The sequence below is a fragment of the Candidatus Eisenbacteria bacterium genome (assembly GCA_030017955.1).
Lineage (GTDB): Bacteria > Eisenbacteria > RBG-16-71-46 > JASEGR01 > JASEGR01 > JASEGR01.
Genome location: JASEGR010000010.1, coordinates 21,173 through 41,678, shown reverse-complemented (window position 1 = coordinate 41,678; position 20,506 = coordinate 21,173). Strand labels below are relative to the sequence as shown.

The window sequence follows — 20,506 nt, the reverse complement described above, 5'->3', positions numbered from 1 at the left end:
GTCCCAAACAAGTGGAGGGGGGTTTCATGGCTCAACTAAGTGGTCTGACCGCGAGGGTTCCTTATACTGAGAAAAGAAGCCGGTACGTGGAGGTCGAAGACCTGCTGCAAGACTCTCAGTACGAGCCCAAGAAAGAGCTGATTGACTGCCTTGAGAAGTATGATCTCATTTACCGCACAGTGTGCGGCATTCTTTACAACTTCGTCCCAACGTCGGGCCATCCAGGCGGGAGCATTTCTTCGGGCAGGATGGTCGAGATGCTTCTTTTCTCCACCATGGACTACGATTTCTCGAATCCCGAAAGGGAAGATGCCGACATCATTTCTTATGCCGCCGGGCACAAAGCCATGGGGCTCTATGCGATGTGGGCGCTCAGAAACGAAATCGCAAGAATTGCCAGGCCGGAGCTTCTGGCTGATGAAAAGAGACAGCTCAGACTTGAGGATCTGCTCGGCTTCAGGCGAAATCCTACAACGAAGACGCCGCTCTTCAAGAAGTATCACGCAAAGCCGTTGGACGGGCATCCGACTCCAGCCACGCCGTTCATCAAAATCGCAACCGGTGCGTCAGGCGTAGGCATACCTGCTTCGTTTGGATTGGCTCTGGGATGTATTGAAACCTATAGAGACGCCGTGCCATTTGTGCATGTGATAGAAGGCGAAGGCGGAATGACTCCCGGTAGAGTCTCCGAAGCTCTCGCAACCGCGGCGACGGCACAGCTCTGGAACACAGTCGTTCATCTTGACTGGAATCAGGCCTCGATAGATTCAAATCAGGTTTGCAGGGATGGGGACAAGCCCGGCGAGTATGTGCAGTGGAATCCGATGGAATTCTTCTACGTCCATGACTGGAACGTTGTTCATGTCCCGGATGGAAAAGATCTGAAGCAGGTTTTTGCAGCTCAGAAGTATGCCGCGTCCCTGGACAATGGGCAGCCTACGGCAATAGTGTACAGGACTGTCAAGGGGTGGAAGTACGGAATCGAAGGCAAAGCATCTCATGGGGCTGGTCACAAGTGCTGTTCGCCAGAATATTATACTTCCGTACAGGAGTTCGAAGACACGTTTGGCGTCACATTTCCGCGTCTTCAGGGTGAGGCGAGTCCTGACAATCTTGAGCAGAATTTCTTTGACACCTTAATGGTCGTAAGGAAAGTGTTTGAGCAAAACAAGCAGCTTACTCAAACACTCGGGGCGATGCTTGCCGAATCAAAGGAAAGGTTGGACAAGAAAAAGAGAAAGCTGCGTCCTGACCTGCCTGACATCTCGGCGATCTATGCTGCAGACGTCAAACCGGAAGTGACGCCTGATGAGCTCGTTCTCAAGCCCGGAAGCGAGAGTACGCTGAGAGCTGCGCTGGGCGATACTCTCAATTACCTCAATAAGAAATCGAAAGGAGCAATCTTCGGCGGGGCCGCGGACCTCCTCGGTTCTACGAGTATCTCAAATCTGGCAAAGGGATTTCCGCAGAGTTTCTACAATGCTGTTTCAAATCCGGGAGCAAGGCTTATTGCATGCGGCGGAATCTGCGAGGATTGCATGGGAGCGTTTATGGCGGGTCTGTCGGCCTACGGAAGACACATGGGGACCGGCTCGTCATACGGCGCCTTCATCGCTCCGCTTCAGCACATTGCTTCGAGACTTCACGGAATCGGCCAGCAGGCGATGGCAGAGGTTCTGCATCAACCCTACAGACCGTTCATTCTGATCTGCGCGCACGCTGGTTTAATGACCGGCGAAGACGGACCGACGCATGCAGACCCTCAGGCCCTTCAGGTCCTTGAGGAGAACTTCCCGAAGGGAATTATGATCACGCTTACACCGTGGGATCCCGCGGAGCTCTGGCCACTCGTGGTTGCTGGCCTGAAGCACCGCCCGGCAATACTGGCGCCTTTTGTCACTCGTCCGAATGTCCCGATCCTTGACCGCAAGCAGTTCAAGCTGCCGGAAGCCGCGGCTTCGGTGAAGGGCGTTTACCCATTCCGCCTGGCGGACAAGAAGAGTAAGCAGTACAACGGGACTGTGTTTATTCAGGACAGCGGAGTAGCCAATGAGTTCGTGACAGAAGTTCTGCCGAAACTCGACAAGGCCGGATACAACATGAACATTTACTATGTTTCGAGTTCGGAACTGTTCTCGCTTCTTCCGGATGCGGAGCAGGATAAACTCTGTCCTGAAGAGCATAGAAGAGAAGCAATGGGCATCACCGGTTTCACTCTTCCGACAATGTACAAATGGGTGACTTCTGAAGAAGGACGCAGGAGAACCCTTCATGCATTTAGAAAGGGAGGTTTCAAGGGAAGCGGACCGGGCATCAAAGTCATGGAGGAAGCAGGACTCCACGGTGACGGCCAGTTCGAAGGAATTGCCGATTACGCCAAAGCCATCGAGAAGAGACGGTAAGATCCGTTGAGAAGCTAGCTGCAACAGAAATCTGTTGGGGCGAGGAGGCCTTCAGGCAAGCGCGGCAAGAGGCTGCGCACCGGCTAGGTTTTTGCCGCCGGAGATCACGCCATTTCACCCTTCGCACCGACGAAACGCGGGACTCAAATCCACCAAGGCCCATACCTCTGTATAGATCAACAAAACTCCGCATCCCAATTTTCCCCTTGAACTTCTGGCCCGGGGCAGTGTATTCTCTTTCGAAAGAAAGGAAAGCGATTGCCCCTCTTTATCCAGAAATACGGGGGAAGCTCCGTATCCTCGCCTGAAAGGATAAAAGTAGTCGCCCGAAGGATTGTTGACCTGAAAAGGTCGGGAACAAATCTTGTTGTTGTAGTCTCTGCAATGGGCGACACCACAGACGACCTCCTCAAACTTGCCCTGTCCGTTACTGATAATCCCAGGGAAAGGGAGCTCGACATGCTCCTTACCGCCGGCGAAAGAATTTCCATCGCGCTCCTTTCCATGGCCGTGAACTCACTCGGCCAGGATGCAGTTTCATTCACTGGCTCGCAGAGCGGCATTCTCACGGACGAGAGGCATACGAGGGCAAGAATTGTTGATATGAGAACGGAGAGAATACGAAGCGAGCTCCGCGACGGAAAGGTTGTGATAGTTGCCGGTTTCCAGGGAGTCAGTGCAAAGGGAAAAGAGATAACAACGCTGGGAAGAGGAGGCTCCGACACGACTGCAGTTGCGCTCGCCGTGAATCTCGGAGCTGACATGTGCGAGATTCTCACGGATGTTGATGGCATCTATACGGCTGATCCGCGAATTGTCCCATCTGCGAGAAAGCTTGAGTTTGTGAGCTATGATGAAATGCTTGAGCTTTCCTCTCTTGGGGCCCAAGTTTTGCATTCACGCTCGGTAGAAATGGCACTCAAATTCAGCATGCCGATCTGCGTCCGTTCGAGCTTTAACCAGACCCCGGGAACACTTGTCGGGGAAGGAGGCAAGATGGAGGAGCCCGTCATAAGGGCGATAGCCTGTGACAAGAACATTGCCGAGATCGTCTTATCAGGGCTGACAAACGACGAGATCGTGGTGCGGATTTTGAACGCCCTGAGCGACGCCGGGGTGAACATCGAGCTTCTGGTGCAGGGGATGGCTCACGAAGGAAATAGGGAGATTATTCTTACATTCTCCAGGGAAGACGGCAAACTTGCTGCCTCGGCTCTGAAGAAAATGTCTGAGACAAAGGCCGGCTTCGATTGGAAGTGTGACGAAGAAGTCGGCTCCATATCCGTCGTCGGCGAAGGGATGGCTAGCTCACCGGGGGTGGCTGCCGCCGTCCTGGAGTCGCTGAACAAGCGCAATGTTCCAGTGCAGTGCATCTCCAGCTCTACAATCACTATCAGCTGTGTTGTACCCAAGAACAAAGTGGATGAAGGAGTGAGAGCCCTGCACGAGACATTCGGACTTTCGGGTTCTCGCCCTGCCGGGCAGAAATCTGCATTCTGATGAGCGGAGCGCGGCACGGTGAAGCGTTTCAGATACACGGGACACCTTTTTGATGGACTTGTGAAGATATGACAGACGGAGCACGCGAAGCGGTCAGGAAGCCCGTACGGCCAAAGGAAACAAGAGTAACCGACTATCTTGTTGAGTCCCTGTTCATATCTGAGCTCAAGTCAAAAGACTGGGAAGGCGTGCTTCTCGAAATGGTTGAATGTCTGACAACGACGAGAAAGGCGAGCGATAGAGACATTCTTGTGGAGATGCTGAAGAGAAGGGAGAGTCTTGGCAGCACGGGCATAGGAAAGGGAGTTGCTATTCCCCACGGAAGATCTCTTTCCGTCTCCGACGTGACTGTTGTCTTTGCCAGATCAGATCACGGAGTAAATTTCAATGCCATTGATACAAAGCCGGTCCATTTGTTCTTTCTCATAGTTGCGCCTCCGCAGGATGCCGGAGCAAGGTATCTTCCTCTCCTGGGCAAAATCGTGGAAGTGGTAAAGGACGCACGGACCCGCAAGAAACTCCTTGAGGCCGAAGGCTTCAAGGAAGTAAAGAGTCTCTTCTCAGAAAGGGAAAAAGGGTGAAAAGAAAACTTCAGCTTCTTGTTGCCCTTCAGGACCTCGACATAATGATCAGGGAGACAGCAGATCCTGACAGTGTGAAGGAGGAGAAAAAACTTGGTTTCGAAGTGAAAGGCCTGGACAAACTCATGGTCGCGCGGGAGAAGCTGGCTTCCCAGGTTGACCCAGAGCTGCTCAAGCTGTACGAGAGAGTTTCGAAAAGATACGGCAGGGGCGTTGTTCCAGTTGAAGAAGGGGTTTGCCTCGGTTGTTTCATGAGTCTTCCGACGGCAAGAGCTCCCAGGGCAAAGGAAATCACCGAAATTGTCTTGTGTGAAAACTGTGGAAGGATTCTTTACTGGGTGTAGCCTATGACTAGAGAAGATGCGCTTCTTCTCATATCTGAATACGTCAAGACAGTGAACCTGAAAAAGCACATGCTTGCCGCAGAGGCAGTGATGGGGGCTCTTGCGGAGAAGCTTGGAGAGGACGTGCACCGATGGAAACTCACGGGTCTTCTCCATGACATCGATTTTGATCTTACATCCAAGGACCCGGAACGGCACACACTGGTGGCAGAGGAAGTTCTCGCGAAGAACGCGGTCCCATCGGATATCATACACGCGATAAAGTGTCACAATGACAAAGCTCAGATGGAAACAAAGATGGATAGGGCGCTCTGGACTTCTGACCCGGTCACGGGCTTCATCGTGGCAGCAGCCCTCATTCATCCACAGAAGAAACTCTCCGCAATTGATGCGAAGTTTCTCTTGAACAGGTTTTCTGAGAAAGGATTTGCCCGCGGCGCGAACAGAGACCAGATGAGAGCATGTGAGCTCCTCGGGATATCGCTTGAGGAGTTTTTTGCGCTGTCTCTTTCTTCCATGCAGAACATAGCATCCGACCTTGGTCTTTAGCTCTTTCGGCCCGTGTAGGTCTTAGGGACTTCCCACTATGACGATTCCGGAACTATTCAACGAAACAAGAAAGAAGACGCTGGAGAAGGTCGCCATTTCCTTGAGAAAAGACGGGAATCTGGTCTGTTCTACCTATGATGAGCTGTTCCGGTCTGCGGATGAGTTCTCCCTTTCACTCTTGAGCCGTGGTCTTAAATGCGGAGACAGGGTCGCATTGGTTTCGGAGAATAGACCCGGAAGTGGCCGTTGGTTTCGAGAAATTTGGCATCACGATTCTTGAAGGATACGGGCTGAGCGAGGCTTCGCCGATCTTGACTGTGAATCGGGCCGAACGGCCCAAGATAGGTTCTGTCGGGCCCGCAATTCCAGGAGTAACAATCAGGATTGATGGCAGCGGCGAGAACGGAGTGGGAGAGATCCTTGCGAGCGGCGAGAACATAATGGCCGGCTATTTCGGGAAGGAGGAGGAAACGAAGAAGGTGCTGGTCGATGGCTGGCTCAGGACAGGTGACCTCGGCTGGATTGATTCGGATGGGCATCTCCACATAGTTTCCGGGTAACAGAATTGAGTGGTGTGTCCCCGAATTAGGGGGTTGCTCTTCTCTCTTCCTTCAGCGCCTTTAGGTGCCTTGTGAGCCACCAGACAAATGCTACAATGACAACAATTGCAATTATATAGTCTGCTCCTCTAAAGTAAGTTCTTAATGTCTCCCAGTTTTGTCCAAGGAGCATCCCCGCATAGGCCAGCGCCAGGCACCAGGGAAAAGAACCAACGAAAGTGTAGATTAGAAACCGCGGAACATTCATCTTTGCGACGCCGGCCGGAAACGAAATGAATGTCCTTATGACCGGAAGGAGCCTGCTGAAAAAGACTGTGGCATCGCCGTGCTTTGTAAACCACCTGTCGGCAATCGAGATATCTTTCTTCGAGATGAGCACGTATCTTCCATATTTCTCGAGGAACGGTCTTCCGAGCAGCTTTCCTGCCAGATAGGCGATGATCGAGCCAACTGTGCAGCCAATGGCACCTGCCAGTGAGACTCCGAGAAGCGTGAATCTTCCGAGGTGAACAAGGTATCCCGAGAAAGGCATGATAATCTCGCTGGGGAGCGGGATGCAGGCACTTTCTATTGTCATGCAAAGGCCGATCCCGGCGTACCCGCCTTTGGAGACTACATTGATTATCCAGCCGGCAACGGCACTCAGTATGCTTTCCAAGGTTACCTTACCTCCCTTTCATCAGAGCCAGGCAGAATGATGTGTACGCATGCTCTGCCTTTTTGAGCTGAAACACATCCACAAACTCATCCTGCTGATGGGCAAGTTCCGGTCTGCCCGGCCCGCAGACGAGAATAGGCTTCCCGGTGCTTGCGTAGCGGGTTGCCTCGGTTGCGTACATGACCGGTGCAACTCTTGTGTCGGCCACTCGCAAGAAGGTTTGTGCCTCAGGGCAGTTCACATCGAATTCAAACGCGGCAACTTCGTGAAGCTTCGTTACTTCCCACTTCACACCCGAGCCGCCGAGTGTTTCCTTTATTCTTCTGACAACCACCATCGGATTCAAGGATGGAGGATATCTGACATCAAGAGTCGCCGATGCGAAATCCGGCACGATATTCGCCGCGGTGCCTGCTCTAAGGATGCCGAGATTCACGGTTATGCCATCCGGAAGGTGCATTTCCGGATTCTGCAGAAACTCAAGGTGAGAGAGAAACTGAACCATCCTTTGAGCAGCGTTCTTTCCGAACCAGGGCATGCTTCCGTGTGCAGTTTTTCCCCAGATCCGGACCTCCAGTTGGAGCGTCCCTTTTTCGCTTGTCGCAACCAGCATATTGGTGGGCTCGGGGATGACTATTGCCGCGGCTTTCTTGAACAAAGGATTCTTTGCAAGAAGAGCGGCGCCTCCCATCCTCGTTTCCTCGTCGGTCGTGAATGCTACGGCAAACGGAACCTTGCCCCGAAGCCTCTGTGCAGCTGCGAGCACCGCGGCACAACCGCCCTTCATGTCAGACGCCCCAAGTCCCCAGAGCTTCCCGCCTGAGACGATGCCGGGCTTCTTCTTTGGAGGACGAGGCGATGAGACTGTGTCCAGGTGTCCCGCGAAAAGAACGCCTCCCGGCTTTCCAAATCTGGCAAGGAGAAACCGTGGTTCCTTCCGGGTAACAGTGACTTTGCCCCCGAGCTTTTTCAAAAACTTTGCAGAATAGAGAATCACCTTTGACTTGTCGGAATCCGATTGGATCTGAACAAGCCTCTTTGCAATCTTTTCAACTTTTTCCATGACCCCTCCCTTAATAGTCCCAGCAATCTATCAGGAAATCGTTCCATCTTCAAGATGATTCTGGTGTGCCGTCGCAGAAATAACTTTACGAAATGCAGGGCGTTTCATAAGGCACACTGCCAGGGGGTATAGGGGGGTCGTGGCCGACCCCCTTAAGGGGTGACAGCGGAGGGATGCGACGAGTAGGAGCATCCTGAAGCGTCAGAGGGGCGAGAAGCCCCTATGAAAGTGTAGTGTCCCGGGGTAAAGACATAGACAAGAAACTTGCGGGACACGACACTGGATGGTTGCCACGTGACGGCAAGTTCGCATATGATCGTAATGTGGAAGCGAAATTTCTTCTGGACGGAACCGTTGACAGACTCTGCCGGTGGCTGAGGCTCCTCGGTTTTGATGCCGAGCTTTCAAGAGCTGCCGACGATGTAGCATTCCTTGTGGACGCATGCAACAAGGGAAGGATTGCACTAACGAGAAAGCAGTCGCGAGTGAAGAATGCACGAGAAGCAGTCTTCATTGAGAGCGGAAATATCAGACAACAACTGAAGCAGGTGCTCGACAGGTTCGGGAAGCCGGATTCACCTCTTTCAAGGTGCTCGCTCTGCAACACCGCTCTCGTTAAGAGAGAGAAGATAGAGATCGAGGGACTTGTGCCCGAATACCCCTACAAAAAGTGCAACGAGTTCTATTCGTGTCCGAACTGCAAGAAGTTCTACTGGCGGGGCACTCACCCTGAAAAGATGAAAGCCTTCATCGAAGACGCTCTGTCCGCATCAGGCTGAAGACACCAATCCAATAACCGAAACCATTCTCCCCGAGTGCGGTCCGTCCCTTCTGTATGAATGGAAAAGATCAGGATTGCAGCATGTGCAGATACCCGAAACATGTATTCTGTCAGGTGTGACTCCGCTCGCCTCGAGCTGTGATTTGTTGAGCGACCAGAGGTCAAGGAAGAGTTTTCCATCTCTCGTATGCACGAAAGTCCCATCAAAAAGGTCAGCAACCTCGCTGCCGACCGTATAGCAACACGACCCGATGGATGGGGATATGTAGGCGCTCAGGTCTTCGGGCCGGGTCTTGAATTTGTTCTCCATTGACTCGACCGTTTTTCGCGTGATGCCCGCGAGAGCTCCTCTCCAACCGGCATGGACGTTTGCGATTGCCTTGTTCCGTTTGTCAAAGAGAAGAACCGCTGCGCAGTCCGCCACAAACGTCGCAAGGAGAATACCTTTCCTTGGGGTAACAAGTGAGTCGCAGGCGCCCTGATTACCCGGAGATGACACGACCTTCACAGTCGATCCGTGGACTTGTTTTCCATATGCGGCTGTTCCGGGATCGAGTCCGAGTGATGAAAGCATTGCGGGATGTGTCACCGGCGGTCTCGATGATGAGTTCTTCAGAGAAAGCGAGGTCGAGAAGAACGCAAGAACGCCATCGCCGAGGGATGGGACGCTCATACAGTCCGGGGGAATCTGGTTCATAGGCGGGAATCTAGGTTGCGTCGTTTCTTCAGTCAAGCGTTTCGCACGCATTCGGGACGCTCGGGTCAGAGAGGCTTGGAGATGTCCTTTCCCTCCTGCCGAAAATGTCGATCCTTCTTAGACTCGCTCACTCGAATTTGTGAACTCGGGCTTCGCCCTCGGACAGCACAAATTCGCCCCCTTCGGGGTCGTTCTCTCGTCCAAAAAGGGAGTCCAGAGATTTTCGGAAAGTCGGTTCAAGGACATCTCCAGACCTGTCTGGGCCGCGCCGGCCTGGGCCCCGCCGGGACTGTGGGCTGTCGGAGTAACCACTTGCAAAGTGAGTATCGGAAGACTATCATTTAATACTCAAGGGCTGTAGAGCCGAATTCCCCCGCATACCGGAAGTTTCCAGAAAAGAGAGGGATTCCTGATGATGGAGACAAGAAGACTGGTTCCGAACTCCCCAGCGCTGCCGGCAGTCATTTTTCTTGGATTGCTCTTTGTGCTTGTGCAGGTGGTTTTCCCACTTGCCCGGGGGCCTGAAACGGTTGCAACAGTGGACGGTCTCAAAGTCACGCGAAATGAGCTCAACCAGGCGGCGGACCCGCTCTTGGCGAGTGTTGCTGAACAAGTCGGAGGAGATGTTTCTGAAGAGACCAGGACAGACGTCATGAAGGCGGTCTTGAATGACTTGATAGCGGCCAGACTCGTCTTGAACGAAGCCACGAAGTTGAAGCTTACGGTGTCGGAAAGCGACATCGACTATTTCCTGAAGAATACCTCGCAGTTCATTACTCAAGGTCTTTCCGATTCGGTGGTTTTCAAGAAATTCAAGACCACGAAAGGCTCGGGATATAAAGAAGCAACTGAGATTGTGCGGAACTATCTTCTGACAGCGAAGATGTACGACAGTATGAAAGAGAAGCTCACGCCGACGGAGGAAGAGATCTTGCGGGAGTTCGGGAGAAAGAATCAGAGAGTCATTCTCTCATACATCGTTCTTCCGGCTGAGGGGATTTTCAAATTTGCTCATGCGACGTCAGCCGAGGCTCTCGAATACTACAAAAGGCATCCCGAGGAGTTCACGAGCGGCGACCTCATGCGAGTCGAGATGATTCTTGTCAAGGTTCCAGGGAAAGTTCTTGCCGGCGGGACGGCTGTTCTCGATGAGAAGGCGACTCTCCGGGAAGCAGGGAATCTGCTGTCCGCCCTGAAAAGCGGGAGAAGCTTCCGGGCACTCGGAGAGAAATGGGGCGGTGCAAAAGTGTCGGCACTCTTTTCCCTGTCTGATCCGGTGCCATTTGCAGGGAAGATACCGGGTTTGGGCGACAAGCTGTCATCCCTCAGAGCGGGCGAGGTGCTCTACGAACCGATAAGAGTCGAGAACGGTCTGGGGATCTTCCGGATGGCCGAAAAGGTTCCTTCTTATGTTAAATCGTTCGAAGATGTGACAGTTCAGGCGGCTGCTGCTTCAGATCGGGAAAGAAGGTTTCTCCAGTCAAGGGATGAGCTGGTCAAACTCTACGACCGGAAGAAGGAGGAGTATCGCACCACTCTCCTTACTGTTGACACGCTTACGATCTCCCTTGGTGAGATAGGAAATCCGTCAATGAGCGGGAAGGAGCTCAAAGAATACTACGAGAAACACAGGACTGAATTCCTGAAGTATGACTCCGAGAGCGGAACTGCTGAATATCTGACATTCAAGGACGTGAAGGATGAGATAGCTGCAAAGCTCGTTGGGGACAAGATAGACACCCTCGCAAGGCAGAAGGCGTTGTCACTAAGGAATGATCTTGCCGCGGGGAAGATGAAGAGACTCGCATCATCCGGCCATCAGCTTGGGAAAGCTGGCCCTTTCTACCTCGGGCTCATCGGAAGCATGAAAGGCGCGCCCAAGGACATTCTTGAGCAGGCGAGGACAGTTAACGAGGGTGATTGGGGCCAGGTGATTCGCACACCGGGAGGATATTCGATTTTCAGAGTTAACGAGAGAAAGGACGATGTCGTTCCTCCGTTTGACATCTTGAAAGACGAGCTCCTTTATGAGCTGCAGCAGGAGGAGGCCAGGAAAGAAGCCGAAGAAACATATCAGTTCTTCCTGAAGAATCAGTCAAATTACCTGACAGGCGAGAAATACAAACTCTCCTACGCGTTCTTTCCAATACTGTCACCGGACAGTGTCAAGGTGAGCGAGAAAGAGATTTCCGAATACTATAGGGAGAACGCTGGGGAGTTCGTTACGCCCGAAGCTGTCCGGGTGAGAGAGATATTCTTTCCCTCTTATCTGGCCGGGGTCAACAAGGATGAAGCAAGGGCGAAGGCTGAGGCGGTTGCCAAACGATGTTCTTCCGGAAGGGACTTTGCCTCACTTGCTTCGGAATTCTCTGCGGACGAGGAGGGAAAGAGAAAGGGAGGCGATCTGGGTTTTGTGGAAAGAAGGATGCTGCCGGCCGCGCTGGAAGATGTTGTGTTTTCCATGAAAACCGGTGAGATAAGGGGGCCGCTTGAGAGCGAAGTTGGCTACCACATTTTCAAGATGGAAGCCAAAAGACCTGCGGGCAAGCGGAGTCTGGACGAGGTGAGGCCGTTCATAGTGGCCAGGCTGAAGGACGTGAGGAGAGAATCTATCCCGGCAGGAGAGGCTGAGAAACTGGTCAGGGAGCCTCGTAGTGTGGCTGAGTTTGAACAGAGCATGAAGGGGAAGTGGAATCTCAACGAATCGGCCTTTTTCGTGAAAGGTGATGACATTGTGGGACCCGGCTCTGGCGCAATTCTCGCACAGGTAATCTCAAATGCCCAAAAAGGAAAGATATTTCCGGGGATCATCAGGCTTCAGTCAGGATTTCTGGTCTTTGGATTGAAAGACAAGCTGGAAGGGAAGCCGATTCCATTCGAACAAGCAAAGAACCGGGTTCAGCAGGACTATCAGAGAGAGAAAGATTCTCTGGCCGTGCAACAGATGTTTGAAGAGCTGCAGGCAAGGGTAGCTGAGGGAGAAAGCTTCAACGAGATGGGGGCGATACTTGGCGGAGTGAAAGAAACAATTCCTTTCGTTCCATTCGCGAGCGAAGCCCAAGGAAAATGCTCTGGTCTCGATGCCTTTCCGGGGCTGATTGATTCGGCGCGGGAGACGGAAATCAGAGGGACTGGCGGGCCTTTTGTTTCACCAGCCGGTATTGCACTTTTCAGGGTCAAGGAGAAGCTTCCCCCGGACAAGGACTTTCTCGCAGAGAGGGACAAGATTGAGAGAGATATGTTGTCGCAGAGGGTTGAGGATTGGACTGAAGGGCTGAGAGAAAAAGCCAAGATAGAAATCCTGGATCAAAGGTTGAGATGAAAAAACCGCTTCTCGATGAAATAACTGAGCTTCTCAGCTCCATGATAAGGTTCGATACCACAAACCCGCCCGGAAACGAACTTCCCCTTGCAGAATTCATACGTGACCTTTTTGTCTCAGAAGGAATCAGTGCCCAGGTGTTTGAGTCCGCGCCTGGCCGGGGAAACGTCGTCGCCCGGGTAAAGGGGAATGGATCGAAGAAACCTCTTCTTCTTCTCAATCATCTTGATGTCGTCCCTGCGGAGAAGGACAAGTGGCAGGTTGACCCGTTTTCCGGAACGGTCAAGGGCGGCTGCGTTTGGGGAAGGGGCGCTCTCGATATAAAAGGGATGGGGGCGATGGAAATCCTCACTCTTCTGAGGCTCAAGAGGGAAGGCGTGCCGCTCGCCAGGGACGTGATTTATGTTGGTGCGGCAGATGAGGAGACGGGCGGGAAAATGGGAGCAGACTGGCTCGTCAGGAACCATCTGGATGCTCTCAATGCTGAGTATGCGATAAATGAAGGCGGGTTTACCCTGCTCTACAGGGGAAAGACGGTGTTTTATTGCCAGTGCGCCGAGAAAACCATCATCTGGGCAAGAGTGAAAGTGAAAGGAAAGGGAGGGCATGCGTCAATACCTCATCCTGAAAATCCGATCCTCCGGCTTTCCCAGGGAATAGATAGAATCGACCGCGGCAAGTTCCCGCCTGTGAGAAACAAAATCGCGGTTGCGATCATGTCGGGGCTCTCGGGAGTTGAACCGCTGCATAAGAGAATAGCCATGAGATTCGCCTTCACTCCTCTGCTGTGGAGAGCGGCGCTTAGAGTTTTGTCGAAGGACAAGCTGCTGAATGCTATTCTGAGGAACACTGCCACGCCTACTGTCGTGAAGGGCGGCGAGAGAACGAATGTGATCCCTTCTGAAGCCGAGTTTTCACTCGACTGCAGAGTATTCCCTGACACAGATCCGAAGGAGTTTGCATCAGGTCTCCGGAGAATCCTCGGGAAGGGATTTGAGGTCGAAATAGTCCGGGAGCACGCGGGTACCGAATCTCCCATGCAGACTGAACTCTGGACGCTGCTCGAGGGGCTCGTTAAAGAGAAAAGGGGAGATGCAATCTTTCTTCCATATCTTTCTCCGGGAGGAACTGACTCCGGCTCTTTCAGACCTTTCGGGATCGTATGCTACGGGTTCGATCCTACCGTTACGACGGAAGAGGAGATCGACACTGTTCACGGCATAGATGAGAGAATCTCTCAAGAGAGCCTCGTGTGGGGAGCCGAATTTCTGTATGAGACAGCCAAGAGATTCTGCACGTAAAGACTTTCCGATTCCTTTTGCAGTCCTGGCTGAAGGGCAGTTTGGCCTCCTGGAATCGAAGACGGCCGCCTGCGTCATAAGATATAGAGAAAAAGACGTTGCCTGTGTGATAGACAGTTCGAGAGCCGGACAGGACGCAGGGGACGTGCTGGGATTCGGAAAGGGAATCCCGGTCGTCTCATCGATTGAAGATGCCATCAAGTTCGGTCCGAGGTCGCTTCTTATTGGAATTGCCCCAAAGGGAGGGAGGCTCCCGGACGTCTTTCGCGTGATAGTCAGGAAGGCGATGCTCGCCGGGCTCTCGATAGTAAGCGGGCTTCATACTTTTCTGGCGGAGGATGATGAGCTGGTTGAGATTGCCGGCAAGACCGGGGTCCGGCTCTTCGACATCAGGAAAGTCCCCGATGACCTTTCAGTCCCGACCGGGAGAAGAAAGGAAATCGGCGCCGCCGTGGTCTTGACCGTCGGCAGCGACAGCAACACCGGCAAGATGACCGTAGCATACGAGCTCAACAGAGAAGCGAGAAGAGCGGGCTTAAGAAGCTACTTTGCGGCTACGGGGCAGACGGGGATTCTTCTCTCGGGCAGCGGGATTGCGGTTGACAGAGTGATTTGCGATTTTCTCGCCGGGGCATGTGAACGATTGCTTCTCTCTGTCCCTGATGATGCTGAGCTGATAATCGTGGAAGGGCAGGGCTCTCTGTTTCATCCCGCCTTCTCGGGGGTCGCAGTTGGGCTTTTGCACGGTACGATGCCGGACGGAATGATCTTATGTCATCAGCCGACTCGAAAAGAGATTCGGGCGTACAGTGTTCCGATACCTCCTTTGAAGAGGCAGATTCAAATGCATGAGGATGTGGCGTCTTATCTCCGGGAATCGAAAGTCCTGGGCATAGCTCTCAATTGCTTCGACCTGGACCCGTCGCAGACAAAAAAGGCGGTGGAAGAAGCTGAGAGAGAAACCGGCCTTCCTGCATTTGATGCGATCAAGGAGGGCAGCGGAAGAGTCATGGCCTCGCTCGCGAGGCTCGTTGAAGACTGCCGCCGGAGGAAAAATGAAGCTCACGTTTGAACCCTTGAATCTGGAAACAAAGCACCTCTTTGCCATATCTCGCGGAGGTTCGAAAGTTTTCAAGAACGTCCTTCTCAGAATCGAAAGCGATGGTCTCGTCGGACTGGGCGAAGCAGGTCCGTCTTCGTTTCACGGCGAGAACCAGAGAACGGTGCTTGCTGCTCTCGAGACAATTTGTGAGAGAGTGAGCGGGATGAATCCGTTTTCCGATCCGGTATGCGAGGAAGCGAAGAAGGCGATAGGGAAGAACTTTGCTGCGAAGGCGGCCCTTGACATGGCCGTGCACGATATAAAGGGAAGGAAAGCCGGTGTTCCGGTTTGGTTTTCTCTTGGTATCTCAAGGGAGACGGCGCCAACCACATCGGTCACCATCGGACTGGATGAGATTGACGCAATGAGGAAGAAGGTCAAAGAGGCATCTTCTTATCCAATCCTGAAGGTGAAGCTTGGCACAGACAAAGACGTTGAGATTCTTAGAGCCATGAGAGAAGAGACTGATGCCGTGATAAGGGTTGATGCAAACTGTGCCTGGAGTGCGAAGGAGGCCGTCAGGAAGATAAAGGCGCTTGAGTCTTTCGGGATAGAGTTTGTAGAACAACCGGTCCCGCCCAATGATATTGAAGGTCTCAGGTTCGTAAGAGAAAGAGTTGATGTCCCGATCATTGCCGACGAGAGCGCTGGAACACCGGAGGATATCCCAAAGCTTGTTGGGGCAGTCGATGGCATAAACATAAAGCTCCAGAAGTGCGGAGGGATCACGGAAGCTCTCAAGATGATTCATACGGCAAGGTCATTTGGACTGTCGGTTATGATTGGATGTATGATAGAAAGTTCTCTCTCGGTAACTGCTGCGGCTCATTTGTCCCCCCTTGTAGACTATGCCGACCTCGATGGCCCGATTCTGTTGAAGACAGATCCCTTCAAAGGTGTTCTTTTTGAGAAAGGAAGAATTGTTCTTCCCTCCTCGGCCGGTCTTGGAGTGGAAAGAAGGCAGCCCTGAGGGGCAGGTTGCCGGCCCAGTCGCCTGAGCGATCCTGAGACTTGGAGAAGATGAAAGCGAAAGCTCTTAGGCCATTCTATTTCGCTTTGTTGACGCTCATCTTTGTGCCCGCGCTTTGCTCCGCTGCCTGGGTGAATTACAAGAGACTGACATCCACGACCTGGGAATCCGGGATCACTGGGGGCCACGGACATCCTGTCCAGGCGACCCTCTCTGGAAATGTTCATATAGTCTGGCATGACTACGGAGGCGGCGCAGCTCCGCAGACCCCGCAGGTTTACTGGAGGAAATTCTCCAAGGCGGGTGCGGTCTGGGGGGATACTGTCAGGGTCTCCCGCGGTACCGGGTTGGCCGTTGACCCTGTTACGGCTCTCTCGCCGAATGAATCACTGTTTATCTTCTGGCGGGACAGAAGAAGCGGCTCATACTCCGACATCTATCACAGGTCTCTTTCTGTGGCGGGCGTGTGGGACAATTCAGACACAATGCTGGTAAGACTCTCTTCGGTTTCCTCCGCCTTGACTGCAACCTCAGACTCAGACGGAAACATTTTCCTTCTCTGGACTGATTCAGGAGAGGTCTGGCAAAGGATCTACTGCAAGAGAAGATTTTCATCGACCGGGTGGGAGGCCGGGGACATTTGTGTGAGCGAGAATCCGGGGGGGAGCACTTCGGCAGCGCCCTCAGCAGCTTCCGACAAGCTTGGCAACGTGTATGTCGTCTGGGCTGATGACAGAGCAGGAAACTGGGAAATATACTGCCGCGCCTACATGAAAGATGTCGGATGGGAAGCTCAGCCGAGAAGAATCACCACCGCCAACGGAATATCGACAAATCCTTCAGTCGCGTGTGACGGGATCGGAAATGTTCATGTAGTCTGGTCTGACAACAGGGGCGGTCCGTTTGCCATCTACTACAAGAAGAAATCCTTGGGGGCGCCCCAGTGGGGAAGAGACAGAGTTTTCTCAAAGGGAACCGGCGATGCCGGCAATCCGACGGTGGCTGCGGACGAAAATGGTGGTGTCTTTGTGGCGTGGGAGGACAGCCGAAATCTTGGGATCGGGACCGAGATTTACTTTCGTGCCTTCACAGCAGATGGAGGCCTGGACCCGGATGACACTCGCATAACGGTCAACTACGGCACCTCCTGGAGTCCCTCACTCTCTTTGGACGGTTCGGGCAGCCTTCACCTTGTCTGGGCGGACAACTCCGAAGGAAATCTCGAGATCTACTATGCAAAGGGAACAGGAATGGCGGCCGTGGACGCCCAGGATGTGGAGTTGAGTGCTGTTCCGTCCGGCAACTGTGTGATTCTGAAATGGAAGGTTGGATGGTCTCCTTTCCTGAGAGGGCTCTCGATCATAAGAAAAGATGAGGATGGAAACCAGGAACTCATCCTGGATCGGGAAATCCACGGTTCGGGAAAGGGAGATTGCATCGATGAGGGGATTCTCCCCGGTCATGTGTATGAGTACAGAGCCGTCCTCACCGGTAGTGACGGCACATTTTTGGCATCGCGCTCGCTCCGGCTCTCGATCCCCTTGTGGGATGACTTTATCATTTTCCCCAACCCATCCACCGGAAGGCTTACGTTCGAATTCACGGCAAGCAGGAGAGGGTCCATTAGGCTCATCGTGTTTGATGTCCGAGGCAGGATGGTAAGCTCGTTCGAGCCCGATTCGGGACCCGGTGAGAGGTCAAGGTTCGATTGGGTTTTCCCGCGAGAAAACCGTGCTTCCGGAATCTATGTCGCAGTACTTGTGAATGGAGACAAAAGAGTTGCCAAGAAATTCGTCCTCATTGACTAGAAGCATTCTTATCCTGTGTGGGCTCCTCGTGTTTCTCTCCAGAGACGGGCTTGCTGTAAGCTTCCCGCCGGATGAGATAATGAGATTGAGAAGAGAAGGCAGAGTTTCGGAGCTGGCCGCGATCGAAAAGAGGAAAGCATTACTGGGTGTTGACAGGATCGATGACAGGTTCTCATTCAACATGAACAAGTATCCTGCATCCTCAACCGTAAAACTGAACATAGCCGTCATTCTTGTCGATTTCTGGGATGTTCCGGCGGACTCGGTCAAATTCCCACGCGCCCATTTTGACTCTCTCCTTTTCTCCAAGGACACATATCCGACCGGAAGCCTCAGAGACTACTATCTCAAAAGCTCCTACGGCAGGCTGGATCTTGGAGGGAAAATCGTGGGATGGTTCAGGATGCCGCATCAGTATTCTTACTACTCCTTGCCGCCCAATCACGGGCTCGGCCCGTATCCGGCAAATGCGCAGCTCATGGCGAGTGATGCCATCAAGGCCGCAGACCCGCTCGTGAACTACTCGCTTTTTGATAGTGACGGTCCGGACGGAGTCGCTGATTCAGGGGATGATGACGGTTTTGTTGATGCCGTGTTTGTGATTCATGCCGGCAGGGGCTACGAAGAGAGTTTCGACGACCGGGACATAGTCTCCCATCAGTGGATGCTTAGAGATGACCTCAGCGTTGATTTCGTGAAAGTCAGGTACTACGCCACGGGACCACATGACGGAAAAATAGGAACACTGGCTCACGAGCTCGGTCATCTTCTTGGATTGCCCGATCTGTACGACACCACCTACAGGTCTTTTGGACTCGGCTATTGGTCTCTGATGGCGTGGGGATCCTGGACAGGGAATCCGAGAGGGGCCCGTCCCGTCGGGTTTGATGCTTATTGCAAGGCCAAGCTTGGATTCGTGAATCCGACCGTGCCAAAGGCGAACATCAGCGGGGTCAGCGTGCCTCCGGTGGAGACAAGCGCGTCGATCCTGAAATTGTGGACTTATGGCAATGAGGGAAGCCAATACTTCCTGGCCGAGAACAGACGCATGCAGGGAGTAGATCAGTTCATTCCCGGAGAGGGACTCCTGGTCTATCACGTCGATGAATCAGTGTTCTCCAACGATGATTCATCGCATTACAGGGTCGCGCTCGAACAGGCAGACGGCGAGTCCAACCTGGAATGCTATTCCGGCCCGGCCTGCAACACGGGTGATACTGGAGACCCTTTCCCTGGGAATGCCGGAAAAACAAGGTTTGGAGCTGACACAACTCCTTCAAGCAGGAACTACTCGGGCTTTGACACACAGACAGAGATAAAGAACATATATGAACTTGGCGATACGGTGATGGCGGACTTTTCAGTGGAGGTAATTCCCTTTCCGAACGTCACCCGCTACTACCTGACGGATTCAACAGTTTCCGGAACCCCAAACGGCTATCTTGAACCCGGCGAGAAAGGAAAGCTTCGTCTTAAGATTATAAATGAAGGTAGCGACCTAACTGATATGTCCTTAAGGGTGTTAGAAGATGACGCAAAAGTGACTATGGACGTGGATTCACTCTTGCTGGGACCGCTTGTGGCCCGCGACAGCATCGTGACAGGACAGGACATAGTTTTCTCATTTGGCAGTGATGCACCCACCGGGACATACGGCATATGGTTCAAGGTGAGATTCTATGAGGGGAGTACATTCCTGGATCAAGACAGCATTCTTGTCGCGGCAGGAGGGCCGAGCAACTTCTTAGAAGACGTTGAATCCGGAGCGGGGGGCTGGGTGCATTTGCCTTGCGAGGGAACCACTGATGAGTGGCACGTCTCGGACATGAGGAGCAGTTCCCCAAGCCATAGCTGGAAGTGCGGCGCCACTCTGGTCGGCAACCCGTACTCATCCGACCAGGACGCAGTCCTTGTGACTCCTCTCCTCAATCTCAATCCGGGCTCAACTTTGAGCTTCAAGTACTGGGTTGAGGCTGAGGTTCTGACCCCTGCGCTTGCACTCGATGGCGGCATGGTGGAAGTGTCGGAGGGAGGGGGGCCGTTTGTGCCGGTCGAACCTGAAGGGGGTTATCCCTACAGGGTTTTCTCGAGCTCTCCTGACGGGAAGCTTGCCGGACGGGGAGTCTTCTCGGGAGCGAGCACAGATCAAAGCCCCACGGGTTGGCTTGATGCGGGCTTCAATCTGGGAGAGCTTTCGGGTTCGGTGAGATTCCGGTTCAGATTCTTCACCGATGGATCAGGGGACCTTGAGGGATGGTACATTGACGATGTCAGAGTCGAGACCCCTACGCCAACAGGGCTTGAGCTCTCCGATATCCTGTGCACCAAAGAAGGAGCTCTCTTGATCTGGAGAAGTTCGGAGCGCTACTTGTACTTTGACATTCTGAGAGCCGGGTCGCCTTCAATAGATCAGGCTCATCAGGTGAATGCGGGGCGAATATCCGGTGAAGAGAACACTCCCATCAACTTCCTTGACAAAGAGGCAGACGCGCGTGAGCCGTGGTATTTTGTCAGGGGCGCAGGCAGAGATGGAAAAGCCGACCTCTTCGGCCCGTGGAGTCTTGAATGTGGAAGCCGCGGAATAAGAGAGATTGCTTTTGACAGAAATCCATTCCCGGGGAAACTCAAGATTTTTCTGACCGGCTTCACCGGATCCGGAATGTCAGAGCTCAAGATCGAGGTTTTTGACGTTATGGGAAGATGCGTTCGACGACTCGGTGAGGAATCGCCGGGAGTCTGGCGCTGGGACGGGAGGGACGCGCATGGTCTCGACCTCCCCTCGGGAGTTTATCTCTTCAAATCAACCGCAGGCGAGGCAGTAGCCGCCAAGAAAGCAGTTCTTCTCAGATGACAACCAGACGGGTTCTT

Annotated in this window: 16 protein-coding genes; 13 read left to right on the top strand and 3 right to left on the bottom strand. The window is 53.1% G+C overall.

All coding sequences use genetic code 11. The features are described from left to right. The first annotated feature begins 26 nt into the window (after positions 1–26). The 6 genes from QME66_02625 to QME66_02600 all read left to right on the top strand — a co-directional run bounded on the left by QME66_02625 (position 27) and on the right by QME66_02600 (position 5,936). Entirely contained in the window at positions 27–2,402 is a 2,376-nt protein-coding gene (locus QME66_02625; GenBank protein ID MDI6807862.1) for a hypothetical protein, read from the top strand. 258 nt (positions 2,403–2,660) lie between these two features. After that, positions 2,661–3,902 carry an aspartate kinase gene (locus tag QME66_02620; protein ID MDI6807861.1) on the top strand — a complete coding sequence of 414 codons (1,242 nt, stop codon included), beginning with the start codon at positions 2,661–2,663 and terminating at the stop codon, positions 3,900–3,902. A gap of 68 nt (positions 3,903–3,970) precedes the next feature. Further along, positions 3,971–4,483, top strand: a complete 513-nt coding sequence (locus QME66_02615) for a PTS sugar transporter subunit IIA (protein ID MDI6807860.1) — start codon at positions 3,971–3,973, stop codon at positions 4,481–4,483. Further along, positions 4,480–4,827, top strand: a complete 348-nt coding sequence (locus QME66_02610) for a C4-type zinc ribbon domain-containing protein (GenBank protein ID MDI6807859.1) — start codon at positions 4,480–4,482, stop codon at positions 4,825–4,827. Before QME66_02615 ends, QME66_02610 begins: the two co-directional genes overlap by 4 nt. A gap of 3 nt (positions 4,828–4,830) precedes the next feature. Then, positions 4,831–5,376 carry an HD domain-containing protein gene (locus tag QME66_02605; GenBank protein MDI6807858.1) on the top strand — a complete coding sequence of 182 codons (546 nt, stop codon included), beginning with the start codon at positions 4,831–4,833 and terminating at the stop codon, positions 5,374–5,376. Positions 5,377–5,615: 239 nt separating this feature from the next. Then, positions 5,616–5,936 (top strand): AMP-binding protein, encoded by a 321-nt coding sequence (locus tag QME66_02600; GenBank protein MDI6807857.1) that lies wholly within the window; start codon positions 5,616–5,618, stop codon positions 5,934–5,936. Positions 5,937–5,961: 25 nt separating this feature from the next. Here the strand turns inward: QME66_02600 and QME66_02595 are convergent, their stop codons facing one another. Then, positions 5,962–6,594 (bottom strand): DedA family protein, encoded by a 633-nt coding sequence (locus QME66_02595; GenBank protein ID MDI6807856.1) that lies wholly within the window; start codon positions 6,592–6,594, stop codon positions 5,962–5,964. 7 nt (positions 6,595–6,601) lie between these two features. Next, complete coding sequence (locus QME66_02590; protein MDI6807855.1) at positions 6,602–7,657, bottom strand: M20/M25/M40 family metallo-hydrolase; 1,056 nt, start codon at positions 7,655–7,657, stop codon at positions 6,602–6,604. 233 nt (positions 7,658–7,890) lie between these two features. Between QME66_02590 and QME66_02585 the strand changes: the two genes are divergently transcribed. Next, positions 7,891–8,436 carry a Mut7-C RNAse domain-containing protein gene (locus QME66_02585; protein ID MDI6807854.1) on the top strand — a complete coding sequence of 182 codons (546 nt, stop codon included), beginning with the start codon at positions 7,891–7,893 and terminating at the stop codon, positions 8,434–8,436. Here QME66_02585 and pgeF read toward each other — a convergent pair. Continuing rightward, positions 8,428–9,135, bottom strand: coding sequence for a peptidoglycan editing factor PgeF (gene pgeF / locus QME66_02580; GenBank protein MDI6807853.1), 708 nt, complete (start codon positions 9,133–9,135; stop codon positions 8,428–8,430). The two genes, QME66_02585 and pgeF, sit on opposite strands and share 9 nt — an antisense overlap. Positions 9,136–9,547: 412 nt before the next feature. On the opposite strand from pgeF, the gene QME66_02575 reads away from it, so the two are divergent. The 6 genes from QME66_02575 to QME66_02550 are packed head-to-tail and all read left to right on the top strand — an operon-like array spanning position 9,548 to position 20,489. Further along, complete coding sequence (locus QME66_02575) at positions 9,548–12,457, top strand: peptidyl-prolyl cis-trans isomerase (protein ID MDI6807852.1); 2,910 nt, start codon at positions 9,548–9,550, stop codon at positions 12,455–12,457. Continuing rightward, positions 12,454–13,758: a M20/M25/M40 family metallo-hydrolase gene (locus QME66_02570; protein MDI6807851.1), complete on the top strand. Its 1,305-nt coding sequence runs from the start codon at positions 12,454–12,456 to the stop codon at positions 13,756–13,758. The genes QME66_02575 and QME66_02570 overlap by 4 nt, the downstream gene beginning before the upstream one ends. Further along, positions 13,730–14,830: a DUF1611 domain-containing protein gene (locus tag QME66_02565; GenBank protein ID MDI6807850.1), complete on the top strand. Its 1,101-nt coding sequence runs from the start codon at positions 13,730–13,732 to the stop codon at positions 14,828–14,830. The genes QME66_02570 and QME66_02565 overlap by 29 nt, the downstream gene beginning before the upstream one ends. Further along, positions 14,814–15,830 carry a dipeptide epimerase gene (locus tag QME66_02560; GenBank protein MDI6807849.1) on the top strand — a complete coding sequence of 339 codons (1,017 nt, stop codon included), beginning with the start codon at positions 14,814–14,816 and terminating at the stop codon, positions 15,828–15,830. Before QME66_02565 ends, QME66_02560 begins: the two co-directional genes overlap by 17 nt. A 50-nt stretch (positions 15,831–15,880) precedes the next feature. Continuing rightward, entirely contained in the window at positions 15,881–17,638 is a 1,758-nt protein-coding gene (locus QME66_02555) for a T9SS type A sorting domain-containing protein (protein ID MDI6807848.1), read from the top strand. Beyond that, positions 17,631–20,489 (top strand): M6 family metalloprotease domain-containing protein, encoded by a 2,859-nt coding sequence (locus QME66_02550; protein ID MDI6807847.1) that lies wholly within the window; start codon positions 17,631–17,633, stop codon positions 20,487–20,489. The genes QME66_02555 and QME66_02550 overlap by 8 nt, the downstream gene beginning before the upstream one ends. Positions 20,490–20,506: the final 17 nt, after the last annotated feature.